Raw genomic sequence first — 15,796 nt, forward strand, 5'->3', positions numbered from 1 at the left:
CGTGCGTTGCCGAACGCGCGAACGCAGGGCCGGCGGTCCGGAGCGGGGGACTCGGCGTCCGGAGTGCAGAACTCGGCGTCCGGAGCGGGGGACTCGCGGGCTGGAGCGGGGGACTCGCGGGTTCAGGCGAAGCGGCGTTGCAGGGCGTCGGTGAGGGCCGGCGCCACTCCGCGCAGGCGTGCGGGCAGGCGAAGCCAGCGGGGCACGAACACCTCCGCCCGATTCCGCTCGACGGCGGCGACGAGGGCCGCCGCCACTCGCTCCGGGGGTACCGGGCGCGGGCTGTGCCGCGTGTACGGCGTACCCCGGCGCGCGAAGAACGGCGTGTCGACCACGCCCGGCACCACCACCGACACGCCCACGCCGCGACCGGCCACCTCGCCCCGCACGCTCGCGGCGAACGCGTCCAGCCCCGCCTTCGTCGCCGAGTAGACGGCCTCGCCCGCGACGCTCATGCTCCCCGCGATCGACGAGACGAACACGAGATGCCCGCGCCCGCGCTCCACCATCCCCGGCAGCACCGCCCGCACCAACAGGATCTGCGCCAGCAGGTTCACGCGCACGAGGGTCTCGGCGTCCGCCTCCGGCATGTCCTCGAGGCGTCCCGCCCAGCCGACGCCCGCGTTGCACACCAGCAGGTCCACGTCGCCCGCGGAGGCCAGCACCCGCGCGGCGGCACCGGAACCGGCGAGGTCGGCGGCACACGCACGGGCACCGGTGCGCCGCGCGACGGTCTCCAGCGCCGCGGGGTCGCGGCCGGTCACCAGCACGTCACATCCACGCCGGGCAAGCACCGACGCCGTCGCGGCGCCGATACCCGACGAACCGCCCGTCACCACCGCGGTCGTTCCGGCTCCGATCACCCGTTCTCCCTTCCCGGCGTGCTCACCTGCGGGGCCCGCTGGCTGAGCAGCGCGATGCCGGCGATGGCGACCGCCAGCCCGAGCACCTGCCCCGCGATCCTTCCGGCGCCGCCCGGCAGCTCCTCGCCGAGCCACAGCGCGCCGACCCCGATGCTGACGAGCGGGTCGAGCGAGACGATCACCGCGAGCGCGGGAGCCAGCGCCACCCCGACCCGGAACGCGTTCTGGCTCAACAGGAACCCCGTCACCCCGCACACCACCACGACGTAGAAATGCCAGTGCGTCAGCAGCGCCACCACACCGCGCCGGAGGTCGTCGGCGGCGAGCTTGGTGACCCCCGCCGTGACGCCGTACAGCACCCCGGTGGCCGTCGCCAGCGCCAGGACCCGCACCCGGCCAGCGAACCGTACCGCGAGCCCGACCGCGACGGCGATCATCGCGGCCAGCCCTGTCGCCAGCGGCAGGACGTCGCGCAGCTCCAGCGTGCCGTGCCCGGCCTCCGGTCTGGCCACGAGGAAGAACAACGCCAGCCCCGCCACACACAGCCCCGCCCCGAGCAGCACCAGGCCGTCCGGGCGCTCCCGCCGCAGCGCGCTGCTGCTGAACACCGCGAACACCAGCGACGTCACGAGCAGCGGCTGCACGAACACCAGCGGCGCGGTGCTGAGCGCCAGCCACTGGAACACGATCCCGAGCCCGTTGGCCAGCAGCGAGGCCAGCCACAGCGGCTGCCGCAGCAGCGTGAACACCAGCCCCCATCGCACGGGGCCCCCGCCCTCGACGCGACGGGCCGCCCTGTGCTGCAGCGCGCCGGTCACGCCGAACGCCGCCGCGGCCAGGATCGCGGCGGGCACCGCGATCCCCAGGACGGTGTCCTGGCCGGTCATGGGCCGGCGTGGTCACCGGCCAGCTCGGCGAGGAGGGCGTCGGTGCGCGCGGCGATCCCGTCGACGAACGCGGCCTGCGCGGGGGTGCCCGTGAACACCATCGTGATCCAGCGCCCCCACGTCATCGCGCCCCACGCGAGCCCGCTGCCGGGCGCCAGCGCGAGCACGGGGTAGGCCTCCGACATCACCGACCCGTGCCAGCGGATCTCCCGCCGTGGCCCCGGCATGACGGTGCCGATCGCGTTGAACCAGTCGCCTCGGTAGACGCTCCTGGCGGCGAGCGCGTGCAGCCGGGGCGGCAGCCTGCCGATGAGGCGCACCACGGCGTGCGCGGCCTCGGGCACCCCGGCGTCGATGCGCTCCCGCAGCCCGTTGGCCACGAGCGAAGCCCGGGTGCGCAGGTCCATCGGGCCGACCGGCAGGTCCACCGACACCGCCCCGGTGTGGTTGCCCGCCGCGCGCAGGCTCCCGGTGCCACGCAGGGACCACGGCGCCATCAGCCGGAACCGCGCGCCGGGCTGCGCTCCGAGCACGTCGTGCACGGCCTCGGCGAACACCGCTTTGAGCAGGTCGGCCGGTGCGACGCCGAGGGCGCGGGCGGCCTGCCGGACCTCCTTGCCCGGCAGCCGTACGACCGCGTGGTGACGGTCGGGTCCGGTGATCGCGACGTCCAGCGGCGTCGCGGGCGCCCTGCCCGCCCGCGCCAGCTCCCACAGCCCTCCGGCGAGCTTGCCCGGAGCGGGCCGGAAACCGTTGCCGCCCACCGAGGTCGTTGGCCGGATCGCCCAGGAGAGCCCGGTGCTGGTGTCGGTGTCGGACAGCAGGGCCTGCAGCACGGTCATCCCGTCGCCCAGCGCGTGGTGCAGCTTGACGAGCAGGGCTCGCCGCTGGCCGGGCAGGCCCGTCACCAGCCGTGCGGCACCGAGCGCGCGGGTGGTGTCGAGCGGCACGGAGAAGAACGCGTCGACGGAGCGGGCCAGATCACCGGCCACGACCTCGTCGACCAGCGAAAGCGGGTCGGCGTCCTCGCCGGGGTCCCAGCGCGCCCGTCGCACGAGGGTCGCCGGGAGCAGCCTGCCGCCGACGCCCGGCACCGCGGCGAGCATTCCGGCGGCGTCCTTGCGCGTGAGCGGCGGCCCCGGTTCGAACACCAGCGCCGTGCCGACGTACTGCGGCACCTCTGGAGTGCTGGCGTGCAGGAAGAGCGCGTCGGGCGCGGGCAGCGGACGTGCCCGCGCCGCACCGGGTTGCCGGGCGAATACGCGCAGGTCGTCGTCGAGCCGGTGAGCGCTCGTGTGCCGGCGGGCCGCCTCCTCCAGCGCGCGCAGGCGCTCCGGCCGGGTCACCAGCTCGCGCACCGTGCGGGCCAGCTCACCCGGCCCCGCGCACACCCTGGCGAGTCCCGCCTCCTCCAGCAGGCGGGCGTTGGCCTTGCCGTGTCCCGGGATCGGGTCGTGCAGCACCACGGCGCGACCGCACGCGAGCGCCTCCAGCGCCGTCGCGCCGCCCGCGTTGGTCACCACCAGGTCGGCCGCGGTCATGAGCGTGGCCATGTCGTCGACCCAGCCCAGCACCCGTACGCGCTCGTCGCCGGCGAACCCGCGTTCCAGCCGGCGCCGCAGGCGCTCGTCGCGCCCGGTCACCACCACGACGCACGCGGCCGGGCCGCCGCCCAGCAGCTCCCGGACGGCGCCGCTGGGGTCGCCGAAGGCCAGCGAGCCGCACGACACGACGGCCAGCGGCCCCGCGTCCGGAAGCCCCAGCCGTTCCCGTGCCGCGCCGCGGTCACCGGGAGCGAACCGTCCTGGCACAGGGGGAGCGGACACCGCGACCGGCGCGCCGGGCACGCTGCGCCGTGCGGCCTCCACGGCCACCTCGTGCATGACCATGTTTACGGTCACGCCCTCGTGCACCCACGACGGGTGCGGCGCGATGTCGGAGACCCACGCCGCCGTCGGCACCGACAGTCCCCGGTGCCTGCGCAGCCACTCCAGCCCGGTGCTGCCCATCGGGTAGGTGGAGACGATCGCGTCGGGGCGGGCCGCGTCGATGACGGAAGCGAGCCGCCGCCCGCTCCACGCGCCGATCACCCGCTTGGCGGCTTTCGCGAACCAGCGGTGGTGCCACACCGAGGTGTAGAAGAACTCGTAGAGCCACGGCAGCCGCTCGACGCTCGTCGCGTAGATCCAGCGGAACACCGGTCCGGTGCCGCGGCCCATCACGTCGAGCACGTCGGCCCACTCCACCTCGATGCCGGGCCACACCCGTTGCGCCGCCGCCCGCAGGGCGCGCGCGGTCGCGTTGTGGCCCTCGCCCATGGTCGCCGAGACGATCAGCAACCGGGCTGGGCCCTCCGCCTCCGGACTCGCGCTCGTCGTCACCACCGCCCATCCGTGCCCGCTGCCAGGATTCAATCACGATTCCCGGGCGAGCGTGACCCTCTGGAGTGGACGGCTGTAGCGCGTGTCAGCCGAGAAACACCACGGAGAACACGGTGGCGGCCAGGAGCCCCGCCATGACGGGGAGGAAGCAGCGGCGGGCGAGGTCGAGCACGGGCACCCTGGCGAACCCGGCCACCGCGATGAGCGACGACCACGCGACGAGCGTCCCGCCACCGGACCAGATGTTGCCCATCTGGCCGAGCGCGGCGAGGGTCGTGTCGTCGATGCCCGCGCCGGCGCCGAGGCTGCCCGCGAGCGCGCCCGTGAGCGGCAGACCGGAGAAACCGGAGCCGTCGAGACCGGCGACCACGCCGACGAGCAGGATCGCGAAAGCCGCGATGAACCCGTTCTCCGGAATGTGGTCCTGCACCGCGGCCACGAGGTCGAACAGGATTCCCTGGCCCCGGATCTCGGTGCCGAGGATCTGGGAGGCGAACTCGGCGTTGCCGATGAAGAAGAAGCCGGCGATGGGCAGCACGATCCCCATCGCCTTGAATGCGAAGACCAGCCCGTTCACCACGTGGGTTGCCGACGTTTCCAGGAAGCCGCGGCCGTCGCCGACGAGGGCCGCCATGAAGACGATGAGCGCCGCGACGCCGCCGACGAGCCCGGCGGCCTGGCCGGACTCCAGGTCGGGCACGCTCGGTGAGATCTTGGCGACGATCATGTAGCCGATCAGGGACAGGTAGGCGAGGGGCACGAAGACGGCGAAGAACGTCGATGCCCTCGGGTACTCCCGTGCCGGATCGGCGGAAGCCGGGTCACCACCGTCCACAGTGTCCGGTGAGCCGCCAAGGAGCGGTGCGGCCGGCGGAGGTTCCGTGCCGTCGCCGTCAGAGGCCACACGCGCCCCGGCTCCGGTGGGCACCAGCTCGCGCTGCCTCGGCGCTGCCTCGGCGGTTTCGGCGGCCTGGCGCGGTTCCGGCGTGGCGAACTGCCGGCCGCTCGCCTCCCATTCGGTGAGCAGCCGCGCCGAGGGCTTGCGCATCTTGCGGAACTCGAGCGCGTAACCCACGAGCAGCGCCACGCCGCCGACCACCAGCGAGAGCACCATCGCCTTGTCGGCCACCGCGTTCGGGTCCATGCCACCCGCCTGCGCGGAGAGCCCGGGTGCGACGCGGATGACGTAGTCCGACGACAGTGCCATGCCCTGTCCCGCGCACGCCATCACCATGCCCACCGCCATCGGCCGCAGGCCCGCGCGGATCGCGACGGGCACGAGGACCGCGCCGATCAGTGGCACCGCGGGCGTTGGCCAGAAGAACAGCGAGATGAAGTAGGTGACCACCAGGAGTGCCCAGAACGCCAGATGCCCGTTGCGCATCACCCGGCGGAAGGGCGCCACCATCTTCCGGTCGGCGCCCAGAACCTGCAGCGAATGGAGCATCGCGGTCACGAGCGCGATGATCAGGAAGATGTTGAACAGGTTCGTCGCGGCGACCAGGCTCGCGTCGAACACCGCGGTGATGCCGGTGATCAGGCTGCCGGAGAACACCAGCGCGGTCAGGAACGTCGCCGCCACGGCGGGGACGACGATGTTCTTCCTGGCCATCATCGTGCCGAGAATGACGATGACACCGGCCAGGTATATCCAGTGGGCGGCTGTGAGTGGCATGGGCTTCCCTTCGGCTGGAAGTCATGGCGTTAACGGAAGAGGTTCCGCGTGCGGGCGGTGTCCCGTCTACCAGTCATGTGCACACCGCGCGGGGCCAAGTTTGTGCACGTTGCCCTGGTGCCACCGGTTGTAACCGGGGCAGTCTGAAATGGATCTCGGCGCAACCGCACCGTAACCGCCGCGCGACATGGACTGGCCCGGTGCGTGCTCGCCCGCGAGTCCTGGAGGTCCGTTCCGGTGGGGGAAGTCCGCACGCCCGGTGCCCGGGTGTTGTGCACACTGCTGGCGGTGACGCTGCTCGGCACCGTCTGCAACAACGTGCTCAACGTGCCGTTGCGCGAGATCTCGCTCGACCTCGGCGTGCCGCTGCCCGCGGGTGTGCTTGCGGTGAGCTCCTTCGCGCTGGTGCTCGCCGTGACGATGCCGCTGGTGGGCTGGGTTGGTGACCGTGTCGGCCGCACGCGCACGCTGCTCGTCGCGCAGGTGCTGATGGCCTGCTCGATGGCGGGTGCCGCGCTCGCGCCGTCGCTGCCGGTGCTCGCGGTGTGCCGGGGACTCCAGGGGCTCGCGTGCGCGGCGGCTCCGCCGTGCGTGATGGGGCTCCTGGCGAGCCTCTACGGCCCCCGGCGGCGTAACCGCGTGATGGGCGCGTGGGCGGCGGCCAACGGCGTGGGCCAGGCACTCGGCCCGCCGCTCGGCGGGCTCGTGGCCGAATCACTCGGCTGGCGGGAGATCTTCTGGGTACTCACGCCGGTGAGCGTGTTGCTGGTGGCCGCGCTCGCGTGGCTGGTGCCCGCAGAGCCGGCCAGGCCCGCGCGCCTGCACTGGCCGGGCACGATCACGTTCACGCTGGGAACCGCCCTGCTCATGGCGGCGGCCGCCCTCGCACCGGGCGCGACGATCCCGTTGCCGGTGCTGGCCGGGCTCGCCGCCGCGGGCACCGGCTTGCTGACGGCGTACGCCCTGCTGTCCCGCAACGTCGCGGACCCGTTCATCCCGCCCCGGCTGATCACGGAGACCCGATTCCTGCGCAGCGGGTTCGCCGCATGCGCACAGATGTTCTGCCTCGGCGCGACGCTGGTCGCGATGCCGTTGTACGCCACGGGTTCGCTCGGACTGCGCACGGCGATGGCGGGCCTGCTGGTGTTCGCGCTGCCGCTTACCATGGCGGTGCTGGCCGGCGTGGTCGGCGTGCTCAGCGAGCGCACCCGGCCCCGCTGGGTGCTCCGCGCCGGGCTGGCGCTGCTGGTGGTCGCGGAGATGGCGATCGGCTGCTACGTCGGCGCCCGCGGCCAGAGCCTCGCGGCGGTGGCGGCGTTGCTGGCCGCGATCGGCTGCGGGGTCGCGCTGGTGCAGACCCCGGCGGCCGCCGGAGCCACCCGCTCGGCAGCGGGAAGCGCGGGTGCCGCACTCGGCCTGTTCAACACGTTGCGCTTCGGCGGGGCGGCCCTCGGCGTGGCGTGGGTCGGCCTGATGTACCCCGTGGTCTCGCCGCCGGTGCTCTTCGGCGGGTGTGCCGTGTTCGCGCTCGCCGGCCTCGCCGTGAGTTTCGCGGGCCGGAACCCCGCGCCGGGCTGAGGCCTCACTCCGGGCGCAGTTCCCGGTCGACCTCCGCAGTGGTCCTGGCCAGCAGGTCGAGCTTGTACGCCAGCCACAGCGCGAACTGGTGCTCGGCCTCCCGCAGGTCGAAGTGCAGGATCCGGGACGCGCGGTCGAGTTTGTACAGCATCGTGTTGCGGTGGACGTGCAGCCTGCGGGCGGCGGCGTTGACGTTGCCGCCGCACTCGAGATAGGCGAGCACCGCGCGGTTCAGCTCGGCACCGCTCGCGCCCGCCGAGCGCAGCGGCGCCAGCAGGTCCTCGGCGAAGGTGCGCCCCTGCTCGCTGCCCGCGAGGTCGGCGAGTGCGGCGAAGACCCGCAGTTCGTGGAAGCCGCACGCGGTCTCGATACCCAGCTGGGTGCGCAGGCGCAGGGCGATCCGGGCCTCCCGGTAGCTGCCGGTGATCCGCACGGCGCCGCTGACCGGCCGCCCGTAGGCCAGCCGCACCGGCGCGCCCGCACGCTGCGACAGGTCGCGCTCCAGCGCCGTCGCGAACTCGGCGACCATCCGGCCGGCGGCGTCGGGCGCGGCCCGTCGGGGCAGGTCGAACTGGTAGACGACGGCGAGCACGTCCCCGATCGCCGCCGCGAGGGTATGGGTGCCCTGGGGCGGGGTCAGCCTGCTCGCCTCCCGCGCGAGCGCGGACGCGGTCGTGAGCGCGTCGCCCTCGGCCACGAGCACCCCGTAGGTCGCCGACGTGGGGAACCGGTAGTGCGCGGCGCGGGCCTCGAGGTCGGAGGCGTTGCCGAACCGCCCGTGCAGCAGGGCGTGCACGAAGTCGCCCCTGGCGCGCTCCTCGGCCTCCGAGATGCTGCGCACCCGCAGCATCTCGGTGCCGACGATCGTCACGGCCTGCTCCACCACCACGCGGTGCTGAGCGAGGTCGTGCGGGTGCGGTGGGCTCGCCGGCTCGATCAGCACGACCCAGCCGTCGTGTCGCCCGCCGAGCACGATCGGGCCCACGACGCACGTGACGGTGGCGCCGCCGATCTCGGCCTCGCCGACCGCCGGCCCGTGCCCGCCGAGAGAGGCGCCGATCAGCTCCGGCGGCTCGTCGGCCAGCACGCGCCCCAGCTCGTCCGCGTCGAGGGTGCCGGTGGCGGGCTGGACGAAGGCGAGCACCCGGCGCCGGTCGTCGAGTACGGCGACCGCGCAGTGCGAGAGCCGGGACAGCTGGTGGCACAGCGCGGAGATCCCGGCGCCGCGGTAGAGCAGCTCGGCCAGCGCGCGGTGGACGGTAACGCCGTAGCGCAGCACGTGGGCCTCGTGCGCCAGCGCCAGCTCGGCCACCAGCCTGCCCACCTCCCGGAAGCTCACGTGCTCGCCTGCCGAGACCACCGGGACCGGATCCGTCACCGCCGCCCAGCGCCCCGCGTCCGGAGTACCCGAGACCAGCACGGCGGCGGGCTCGCGGCGGCACAGCCGGGCGAGCTCGCCGGGATCGAGCTGCGCCTCGTGGGCGAAGACGAGGACACCGGCGAGCGAGGACGTGCCCGCGGCGGCCTGCTCCCACGGCAGGCACCACGTGACGACCCGCTCGGTCGGACCCGCGACACCCGCCTCGCGCAACACCCGTTCCTGCAGGAGTCTCGCCAGCGTCAGCTCGGTGGCGGTGCCGGTGTTCTCGCGGTTCGGGGTGGTCGTCAACGCTGCCCCCTCATGGACAAGTTGCACAGGTTTTCGCGGCGTCGTCACGGCAGCTTGACCATTGCCGCCCCGTCAGCGCAAGCGGCAGATTGGTCACGACACCGCTACAGCCGAGGAGGACCCGACGTGCACACGGTCAACCGGATCACGCTCGACGACGCGTTGCCCATGCTCGCCGCGGCGCGAGCGAAGGCCGAGGAGATCGGCGTCCGGCAGACGATCTGCGTCTGCGACGACGGCGGTAACGTCATCGCGCTGCACCGGCTACCGGGAGCGCGGCTGACGGGCGTGGAGATCGCGATCGCCAAGGCGTTCACCGCCGCCGGGCACGAGCGGGCCACGCACAAGTTCAACGAGCCGCCGGACGGGCCCGCGCTGCCCGGCAACGAGGCGTTCGGGATCAGCCACATGCTGCCCGGGAAGTTCGCGACGTTCGTCGGCGGGTTTCCCGTCGAGTACGAGGGCCAGATCGTCGGCGCCGTCGGCGTGAGCGGCGGCAACGGCGAGCAGGACAAGGCCGTCGGCGCGGCGGCGCTGCGCGCGTTCGCCGAGCACGTCGCCGCGACGCCGGTGGCGTGACCGGTCAGCGCACCGCCGCGGTGAGCTCCACCTCCACCGGCGCGCCGGAGGGCAGGCACCGGACCCCGGCGGCGGTGCGCACCACCGCGCCGCGCTCGCCGAGCCACGCCCGCAGGCTGCCGGAGGCACCGTCGGCCACGGCCGTGTGCTCGGTGAACTCCGGCGTGCACGCGAGGTAGACCGTCAGGCGCAGGCAGCGGTCGATCCGGTCGAGCCCGCCCGCGGCCTCGGCGATGGCCAGCAGGGCGTTGCCCGCCGCGAGCGCGGCCGCCTGTCTCGCCCTCGGTATTCCGAGATCCCGGCCGACGAGCCCGTGCACCAGCAGCCTGCCGTTGACACGCGGTGTCATGCCCGCGCTGACGGCGAGTCCGTTGTGGACGATCGCGGGCCGGTAGTCGCCCTGCGCGATCGTCCGCGCGAGCCGCTCACTCACCGAGCACCACCCCGTCCTGGCGCGGGTCCGCGCCGCCCGAGAGCACGCCCCGGTCGTGGTCGAGGCCCACGACGAGCGCGGAGCCGCCCGCTTCCCACGGGCCGAGCGCGCGGACCCGGTGTCCTCGCTCGGTGAGCCCGGCGAGCACGTCCGGACCGAGCCGGTCCTCGCAACGCAGTTCCGCCTCGGCACCGAGGGCGTCGGCGTCGCTGCCGGGATACACCGTGAACCTCGGCGCCGACACCGCCTGCTGCGGGTCGAGCCCGTGGTCGGCGAGGTGGGAGAGCACCTGTACGTTCCACTGCACCTGGCCGTCGCCGCCGGGCGTGTTGCCCACGAAGCGCAGCCTGCCGTACGTGTCGGTGGCGAGCCACGCGTTGAGTGTGTGCAGTGGCCGCCGCCGTGGCCTGGCCTCGTTCGGATGCCCAGGCAGCAGGTAGGCGCCGCGGCCGAACCGGTTGTTCAACACGATCCCGGTGCCCGGTACGGTGATCCCGGCCCCGAACGTGAACGCGAGCGAGTGGATGAAGCTCACCGCCCTGCCCTCGGCGTCCACGGCCACGGTCGAGGTGGTGTCGCCGTCTGGCCGGGCGCCCGCCGGAGGGGCGAGCACCCCGGCGGCGAGGTCCGCCCGCGCCGCCTTCACCGCCGCAGGCTCCAGCAGGTCGCGCCAGGCGTCGTCAGCGCCGCAGTGGGTGAACCGGTCGTGGAAGGCCCGCCGCGCCGCCGCCGCGAGCCGGTGCACGGCCTCGGCACCCAACGCCGGCAGCGACGCCAGCACGCCGTCGCAGAGCGCCGCCTGCTGCAGCATCATCCAGCCCGGAGTCGGCAGCGGGGTCTGGTGGACGGTCAGCCCGCCGTAGGCACCGGTGATCGCGGGGCCGGTGAGCGGGCTGGCGCCCTCGGTCCACTCGTCGCCGGAGAACGGCGCCCCGGCTCGCCGCAGCGCCGTCACGGCCCGTTCGGCGATCGCGCCGGTGTAGAACGAGCCCGGATCCGCGGCCAGTGCGCGCAGCGACGCCGCCAGGTCGGGGAAGGTGAGCCGGGTACCGATCGCGGGCACGGAGCCGCCCCGTAGGAACATCGCGGCGAGGCCAGGATCGGCGCGCAGGAGCGCTTCGTGCTCCAGGACGTCCTGCCGGGTCTTGGCCGAGCACGGCGTGCCGCGGTCGGCGAGTGTGATCGCGGGCAGCCACAGCCGCCGCAGCGGCAGGCTCGCCCCGCGCTCGTGCAGTGCCGTCAGCGCGCCGAGCGCGCCGGGAACGGCGACCGAAAGGGCACCCCGGGACGGGAGGCCGTGCTCGGCGTAGAACGCGGGATCGCCTCCGTCCGGGCCGAAACCGCTGCCGCCGACCGTCCACACGGTACCGTCGGGCTCGCGGACGACGGCGAACGCGTCACCGCCGGCACCGCACTGGCCCGGCAACGTCAGCCAGCACAGCGCCGCCATCGCGAGCGTGGCGTCCACCGCGTTACCGCCGTCCGCCAGCACGCGGTCGCCCACCGCGCTGACCGCGGGGTGGCTGGCGACGACCATCCGGCTCGCGGCCAGTACCGCGTTGCGCGCGGGCACTAGCGGCCCGCCTTGCGCCTGCGCGGCCCGCCCTCTGCGACGTCCTGCTCGGTCACACCCACGAAGATCTCGCCGTCCTCCTCCCGCACCGGGTAGGTGCGGATCGGCTCGGTGGCCGGCGGGCAGACGGGCTCGCCCGTCTCCAGATCGAACACGCTGCCGTGGCACGAGCAGCCGATGCCCTCGTCGACGAGCTTGCCCGACGAGAGCAGGCAGTCCAGGTGCGTGCAGTAGTTGGACGTCGCGTACGGCTTGCCGCGCAGGCGCGCCACCGCGATCTCGAGCTCCCCGGCGAAGAACCGGCGGACGTAGCCGTCCGGCACCTGGCCGGAACGGGCGACCCTGACGTACTCCATGGCTCTTCCCCTCATCCGTTGCCGACGTAGACCGTCTTGTCGACGGTGTAGAAGTGCGACATGGTCTCGCCCGCCTGTTCCTTGAACGTCTGCGTACTGGAGCCCTTGACACCGCCGAACGGCGCGTTCATGGCCATACCGGTGGTGGGCTGGTTGACCTTCACCAGTCCACTGTCGACACGCTCGGCGAACTCCAGGGCCCGGCCGAGATCACGCGTGACGACCGAGGCCGACAACCCGAAGCAGGTGTCGTTGGCCAGCCGGACGGCCTCGTCGAACGAGCCGGCGCGCAGGAACGCCAGCACCGGGCCGAACACCTCCTCCCGGGCCAGCCGCGACGACGGCTCCACGGCCGAGAACACGGTGGGGCGGAAGAAGTGCCCGTGTGCGACCGCGTCACCCCCGGGCGGCGTGCCGCCGGTGTGCAGCCGCGCCCCCTCGCGCATGGCCAGATCGACGTACCCCGCGACCGTGGCGAGCTGTTCGCGGGTGGCGAGCGGCCCCAGGTGGACGCCCTCGGACATGCCGTCGCCGACCCGCAGCGCCTCGGCGCGGCGCACGACCCGGGCAAGCAGCTCGTCGTGGACGGCGTCGTGGGCGATCACCCTGCTCGTGCCGGTGCAGGCCTGACCCGAGAGCCCGAACGCGCCGGCGACCACGAGGCCCGCCGCGCGGTCGAGGTCGGCGTCCTCCAGCACCACCACCGGGTTCTTGCCGCCCATCTCGAGCTGACAGCGCCTGGCCGGACCCACGGCGCCGTGGATGCGCCCGCCGACCGCGGTGGACCCGGTGAACGTCACCGCGGCCACCCGGTCGTCGGCCACGAGCGCCGCACCGGCCTCGGCGCCGCCGTGCACGAGCGCGATCGCACCCGGCGGCAGACCCGCCTCCAGCAGCGCCTCCACCAGCCGCCGCGCCAGCAACGGCGTCACCTCGCTCGGCTTGAACACCACGCCGTTGCCCGCCGCGAGTGCGGGACCGAGCTTGCGAGACGGGATGTTGAGCGGGAAGTTCCACGGCGTGATCGCCGCGACGACCCCGACCGGCTGCCGGGTGGTGTAGACCAGGCCCCGCGCCGCCGGGTAGGTCCGGCCGGTCATGCGCACCGCCTCGCTCGCGTAGTACCGCAGGTTCGCCGGCGTGCGGCGGACTTCCCCGAGCGCCTCCGCGAGGGTCTTGCCCTCCTCGGCCACGAGCTCGGCCGCCAGCTTCTCGGGATCGCGCTCCAGCACGGCCGCGGCGGCGGCCAGCACCTCGGCCCTGCGCTCGGGGCCCGCCTGCGCCCACTCGTCATAGCCCTCCGCCACGGCGGTCACGGCGTCGTGCACGTCGGCCGCCGTGGAGTCCGGTGCGGAGGCCACGACCTGCCGGGTGTCCGCGGGGTTGCGCCGTTCGACGAGCCGGCCACCGGACGCGCCGGTCCACTCGCCGCCGATCAGGTTCGCGGTCACGAGACCCCTTCCATCGCCAGGTCGAACAGGTCGGTGTCCTCGTCGCGCAGCACGGCAGGGTCGACCGGGGCCGCCTGCGCGATCAGTTCCTTTGCTGCCATCACGTCGGTGCCGCGCTCGGCGGCGAAGGCCGCCCTCGGTACCCCGGCGCGGAGGAAGAACGCGCAGAAGTCGAGCTCGGCGGGCGTGCCGCGCACGACGATCTCGTCGCAGCCCGCGGCGTGCCCAGCGAACTGCAGGTTCACGCCGTACTGGTCCGACCAGCACCAGTGCGGGTCGGCGAAGACGGCCTGCCTGCCCAGCATCGTGTCGGCCACCACGGTCGCCAGCCTGTTCGCCGACTCGACGTGCTCGGCGCGGATGCGCTCACCGAAGAGCGGGTGGTCGTGGTTGGCGACGTCACCCGCCGCGTAGACGTTCGCCAGGCTCGTGCGGCCGGAGGGGTCGACGAGGATGCCGTTGTCCACGGCGACTCCCGACCGCTCGGCGATCTCCGTGGCGGGCACGATGCCGGCCGCGACCACCAGCGCGTCGGCTTCGAGGCGCTCGCCGCTCGCGGTCCGCACGCCGATGCCGTCGCGGCCCTCGGCGACCGACTCGACGGGGTCGCCCAGCCGCAGCCGCACCCCGTTCGCCCGGTGCAGCTCGGCGCACACGCCTCCCAGCTCGGCGCCCACCACGCGCAGCAGCGGCGCCTCGAGCGGGTCGAGCACGACGACGTCCGCGCCGCGCGCCCTCGCCGTGGCCGCCACCTCGGAGCCGAGGAACCCGGCTCCGGCGATCACGATCCTCGCACCGGGCCGGAGCCGTTCCCGCAGGCGGTCGGCGTCGGCCCGCGTGCGCAGGGTGTGCACGTGCTCGCCCGCGACACCGGGCAGCGTGCGCGGACTGCCGCCGGTGGCGATGAGCACGGCGTCGGCGGGCAGCCCGGTTCCGTCGGCGAGACGCACCAGCCCGGGCTCGACGGCGACCGCGCTCGTGCCGAGCCGCAGCCGCACGTCCTGCTCCTCGCACCACTGCTCGGTGAGCAGCCACAGCCCTTCCTCGACGGTGTTCTCCAGGTACTCCTTGGACAGCGGGGGCCGCTGGTACGGCCGGTCGAACTCGTCGCCGACGAGCTCGATCCGGCCGTCGAAGCCGCGCCTGCGCAGCGTTCGTGCGGCCACCGCGGCGGCCTGGCCCGCGCCTGCCACCACGACGGTTCTCAGCACTGCTACCTCGATTCCACGGGAATTCGCTGACGCTGCACCAGGTTCACGTACACCCGGCCGTCGGTGACGCGGACGTCGTACGTGGGCTGGCACAGCTCCTGGTCCTCGGCCCTGCCCGTCGCCGGGTCGAACTTCCACTGGTGCCCAGGGCACACCACCCGGCCGTGCAGCACCGTGCCCTTGCTCAGCGAGCGCTGCTTGTGCACGCACACGTCGTGCAGGGCGTAGACCTCACCGTCCACAAGGAACAGCGCGATGCTCTCGCCGTCGGCGACGACGAGCTTCTTCTTGCGCCGCATCAGTTCGCTCAGGTCGGTGAGATACACCCACCGCTCACCGGCGGCCATCGGTCAGGCCGCGACGAGGTCGGGCGCGACGTAGGTGTCGTAGAGCGACTTCGTGTACGCGAACCGCATCTCCGCACCCCACCGCACGAACCGCAGGCACCGCTGTTGCAGCTGCGGTGTGTCGGCGTGGTCGAGCACGATCTGGAACCCGCGCTCGCCGTGCACCTCGTCGGAGGTGATGTGCAGGTCGAAGAACTCGATCTCGTCCTCGGTGAAGCCGTAGACCTCGCGCAGCGGGACGATCTGCTTCTTGTAGATGCTCGGCACCTGCGATTCCAGCCCCACCACGAGCGCGGCCGTGGCGACGGCGAAGTGCTCCCGCATGGACACGGTGTAGCACCAGGCCTGCAGCCCACGGGTCACCGCGTTCATGTTGTCCGGGTTCTCGATGCGCTCGCGCGTGGTGCCGCACGACTCGGCGAACCGGATCAGCAGGTCTGTGTGCCGGATGTCGGCGAGCTCCTCCTCGTACATGTTCTGCAGGAGGAAGTCCTTCGCGCCCGTGCACGAGTCCGGGGTGTTGCCGTAGATGTAGCCGAGGTAGTCGGCGAACGGTCCGACGTAGTGGTAGTGGTTCTCAGCCCAGCGCGCGAAGTGGTGCCGTTCGAGCCTGCCCTCCGCCCAGGCCGTGCTGAACGACGCGTTCTTGGCCTCGCGGCCCTTGATGGCGTCCTCGAGTGCGGCCCGGAACTCCGCGTGCGATAGCAGTTCGGTCATGTGATCACCTTCTGGCCGTAGGTCTGCTGTCGTCACCGAAGCTACGGAGCGGCGGGCACCACGCTCCATGGACACA

The 15,796-nt window shown here is 73.5% G+C and carries 14 protein-coding genes; 2 read left to right on the top strand and 12 right to left on the bottom strand.

The genetic code is table 11. The features are described 5' to 3' along the window. Positions 1–122: 122 nt before the first annotated feature. The 4 genes from FCN18_RS13520 to FCN18_RS13535 all read right to left on the bottom strand — a co-directional run bounded on the left by FCN18_RS13520 (position 123) and on the right by FCN18_RS13535 (position 5,806). Positions 123–863, bottom strand: coding sequence for an SDR family NAD(P)-dependent oxidoreductase (locus FCN18_RS13520; RefSeq protein WP_137095250.1), 741 nt, complete (start codon positions 861–863; stop codon positions 123–125). Continuing rightward, a complete protein-coding gene (locus tag FCN18_RS13525) occupies positions 860–1,750 on the bottom strand; it encodes a DMT family transporter (protein WP_137095252.1) in 891 nt (296 codons plus the stop codon). The genes FCN18_RS13520 and FCN18_RS13525 overlap by 4 nt, the downstream gene beginning before the upstream one ends. Next, complete coding sequence (locus tag FCN18_RS13530) at positions 1,747–4,134, bottom strand: wax ester/triacylglycerol synthase domain-containing protein (protein ID WP_137095254.1); 2,388 nt, start codon at positions 4,132–4,134, stop codon at positions 1,747–1,749. Before FCN18_RS13530 ends, FCN18_RS13525 begins: the two co-directional genes overlap by 4 nt. Before the next feature lie 82 nt (positions 4,135–4,216). Further along, positions 4,217–5,806, bottom strand: a complete 1,590-nt coding sequence (locus FCN18_RS13535; RefSeq protein ID WP_113644678.1) for a hypothetical protein — start codon at positions 5,804–5,806, stop codon at positions 4,217–4,219. Positions 5,807–6,043: 237 nt separating this feature from the next. On the opposite strand from FCN18_RS13535, the gene FCN18_RS13540 reads away from it, so the two are divergent. Further along, on the top strand, positions 6,044–7,384 hold the full coding sequence (locus FCN18_RS13540) for an MFS transporter (RefSeq protein WP_137095256.1): 1,341 nt from the start codon (positions 6,044–6,046) through the stop codon (positions 7,382–7,384). Between the two features lie 4 nt (positions 7,385–7,388). Here FCN18_RS13540 and FCN18_RS13545 read toward each other — a convergent pair whose 3' ends face one another. Then, entirely contained in the window at positions 7,389–9,053 is a 1,665-nt protein-coding gene (locus tag FCN18_RS13545) for a PucR family transcriptional regulator (RefSeq protein WP_137095259.1), read from the bottom strand. A 126-nt stretch (positions 9,054–9,179) separates the two neighbouring features. Between FCN18_RS13545 and FCN18_RS13550 the strand changes: the two genes are divergently transcribed. Further along, the gene (locus tag FCN18_RS13550; RefSeq protein ID WP_112268839.1) at positions 9,180–9,632 is read left to right on the top strand and encodes a GlcG/HbpS family heme-binding protein; all 453 of its coding nucleotides are present in this window, start codon (positions 9,180–9,182) and stop codon (positions 9,630–9,632) included. A 4-nt stretch (positions 9,633–9,636) separates the two neighbouring features. On the opposite strand, the gene FCN18_RS13555 is transcribed toward FCN18_RS13550, so the two are convergent. The 7 genes from FCN18_RS13555 to FCN18_RS13585 are packed head-to-tail and all read right to left on the bottom strand — an operon-like array spanning position 9,637 to position 15,720. Next, entirely contained in the window at positions 9,637–10,065 is a 429-nt protein-coding gene (locus FCN18_RS13555) for a RidA family protein (protein ID WP_112268841.1), read from the bottom strand. Further along, positions 10,058–11,638, bottom strand: coding sequence for a gamma-glutamyltransferase family protein (locus tag FCN18_RS13560; protein WP_228713932.1), 1,581 nt, complete (start codon positions 11,636–11,638; stop codon positions 10,058–10,060). Before FCN18_RS13560 ends, FCN18_RS13555 begins: the two co-directional genes overlap by 8 nt. Further along, positions 11,638–11,994, bottom strand: coding sequence for a Rieske (2Fe-2S) protein (locus FCN18_RS13565; RefSeq protein WP_113644682.1), 357 nt, complete (start codon positions 11,992–11,994; stop codon positions 11,638–11,640). The genes FCN18_RS13560 and FCN18_RS13565 overlap by 1 nt, the downstream gene beginning before the upstream one ends. 11 nt (positions 11,995–12,005) lie before the next feature. Then, positions 12,006–13,445 carry an aldehyde dehydrogenase family protein gene (locus FCN18_RS13570; RefSeq protein ID WP_137095261.1) on the bottom strand — a complete coding sequence of 480 codons (1,440 nt, stop codon included), beginning with the start codon at positions 13,443–13,445 and terminating at the stop codon, positions 12,006–12,008. After that, a complete protein-coding gene (locus FCN18_RS13575) occupies positions 13,442–14,656 on the bottom strand; it encodes an NAD(P)/FAD-dependent oxidoreductase (protein WP_137095263.1) in 1,215 nt (404 codons plus the stop codon). The genes FCN18_RS13570 and FCN18_RS13575 overlap by 4 nt, the downstream gene beginning before the upstream one ends. A gap of 2 nt (positions 14,657–14,658) precedes the next feature. Further along, positions 14,659–14,982: a Rieske (2Fe-2S) protein gene (locus tag FCN18_RS13580; RefSeq protein WP_233520402.1), complete on the bottom strand. Its 324-nt coding sequence runs from the start codon at positions 14,980–14,982 to the stop codon at positions 14,659–14,661. 24 nt (positions 14,983–15,006) lie between these two features. Beyond that, a complete protein-coding gene (locus tag FCN18_RS13585) occupies positions 15,007–15,720 on the bottom strand; it encodes a TenA family transcriptional regulator (protein WP_112268851.1) in 714 nt (237 codons plus the stop codon). Between the last annotated feature and the right edge of the window lie 76 nt (positions 15,721–15,796).

Origin of the sequence: Prauserella endophytica, from assembly GCF_005146945.1 — a bacterium.
GTDB lineage: Bacteria > Actinomycetota > Actinomycetes > Mycobacteriales > Pseudonocardiaceae > Prauserella_A > Prauserella_A endophytica.

Coding starts and splice junctions, on each gene's coding strand:
- FCN18_RS13525 (WP_137095252.1), bottom strand. CDS start 1,750: ATGACCGGCCAGGACACCGTCCTGGGGATCGCGGTGCCCGCCGCGATC.
- FCN18_RS13535 (WP_113644678.1), bottom strand. CDS start 5,806: ATGCCACTCACAGCCGCCCACTGGATATACCTGGCCGGTGTCATCGTC.
- FCN18_RS13565 (WP_113644682.1), bottom strand. CDS start 11,994: ATGGAGTACGTCAGGGTCGCCCGTTCCGGCCAGGTGCCGGACGGCTAC.
- FCN18_RS13585 (WP_112268851.1), bottom strand. CDS start 15,720: ATGACCGAACTGCTATCGCACGCGGAGTTCCGGGCCGCACTCGAGGAC.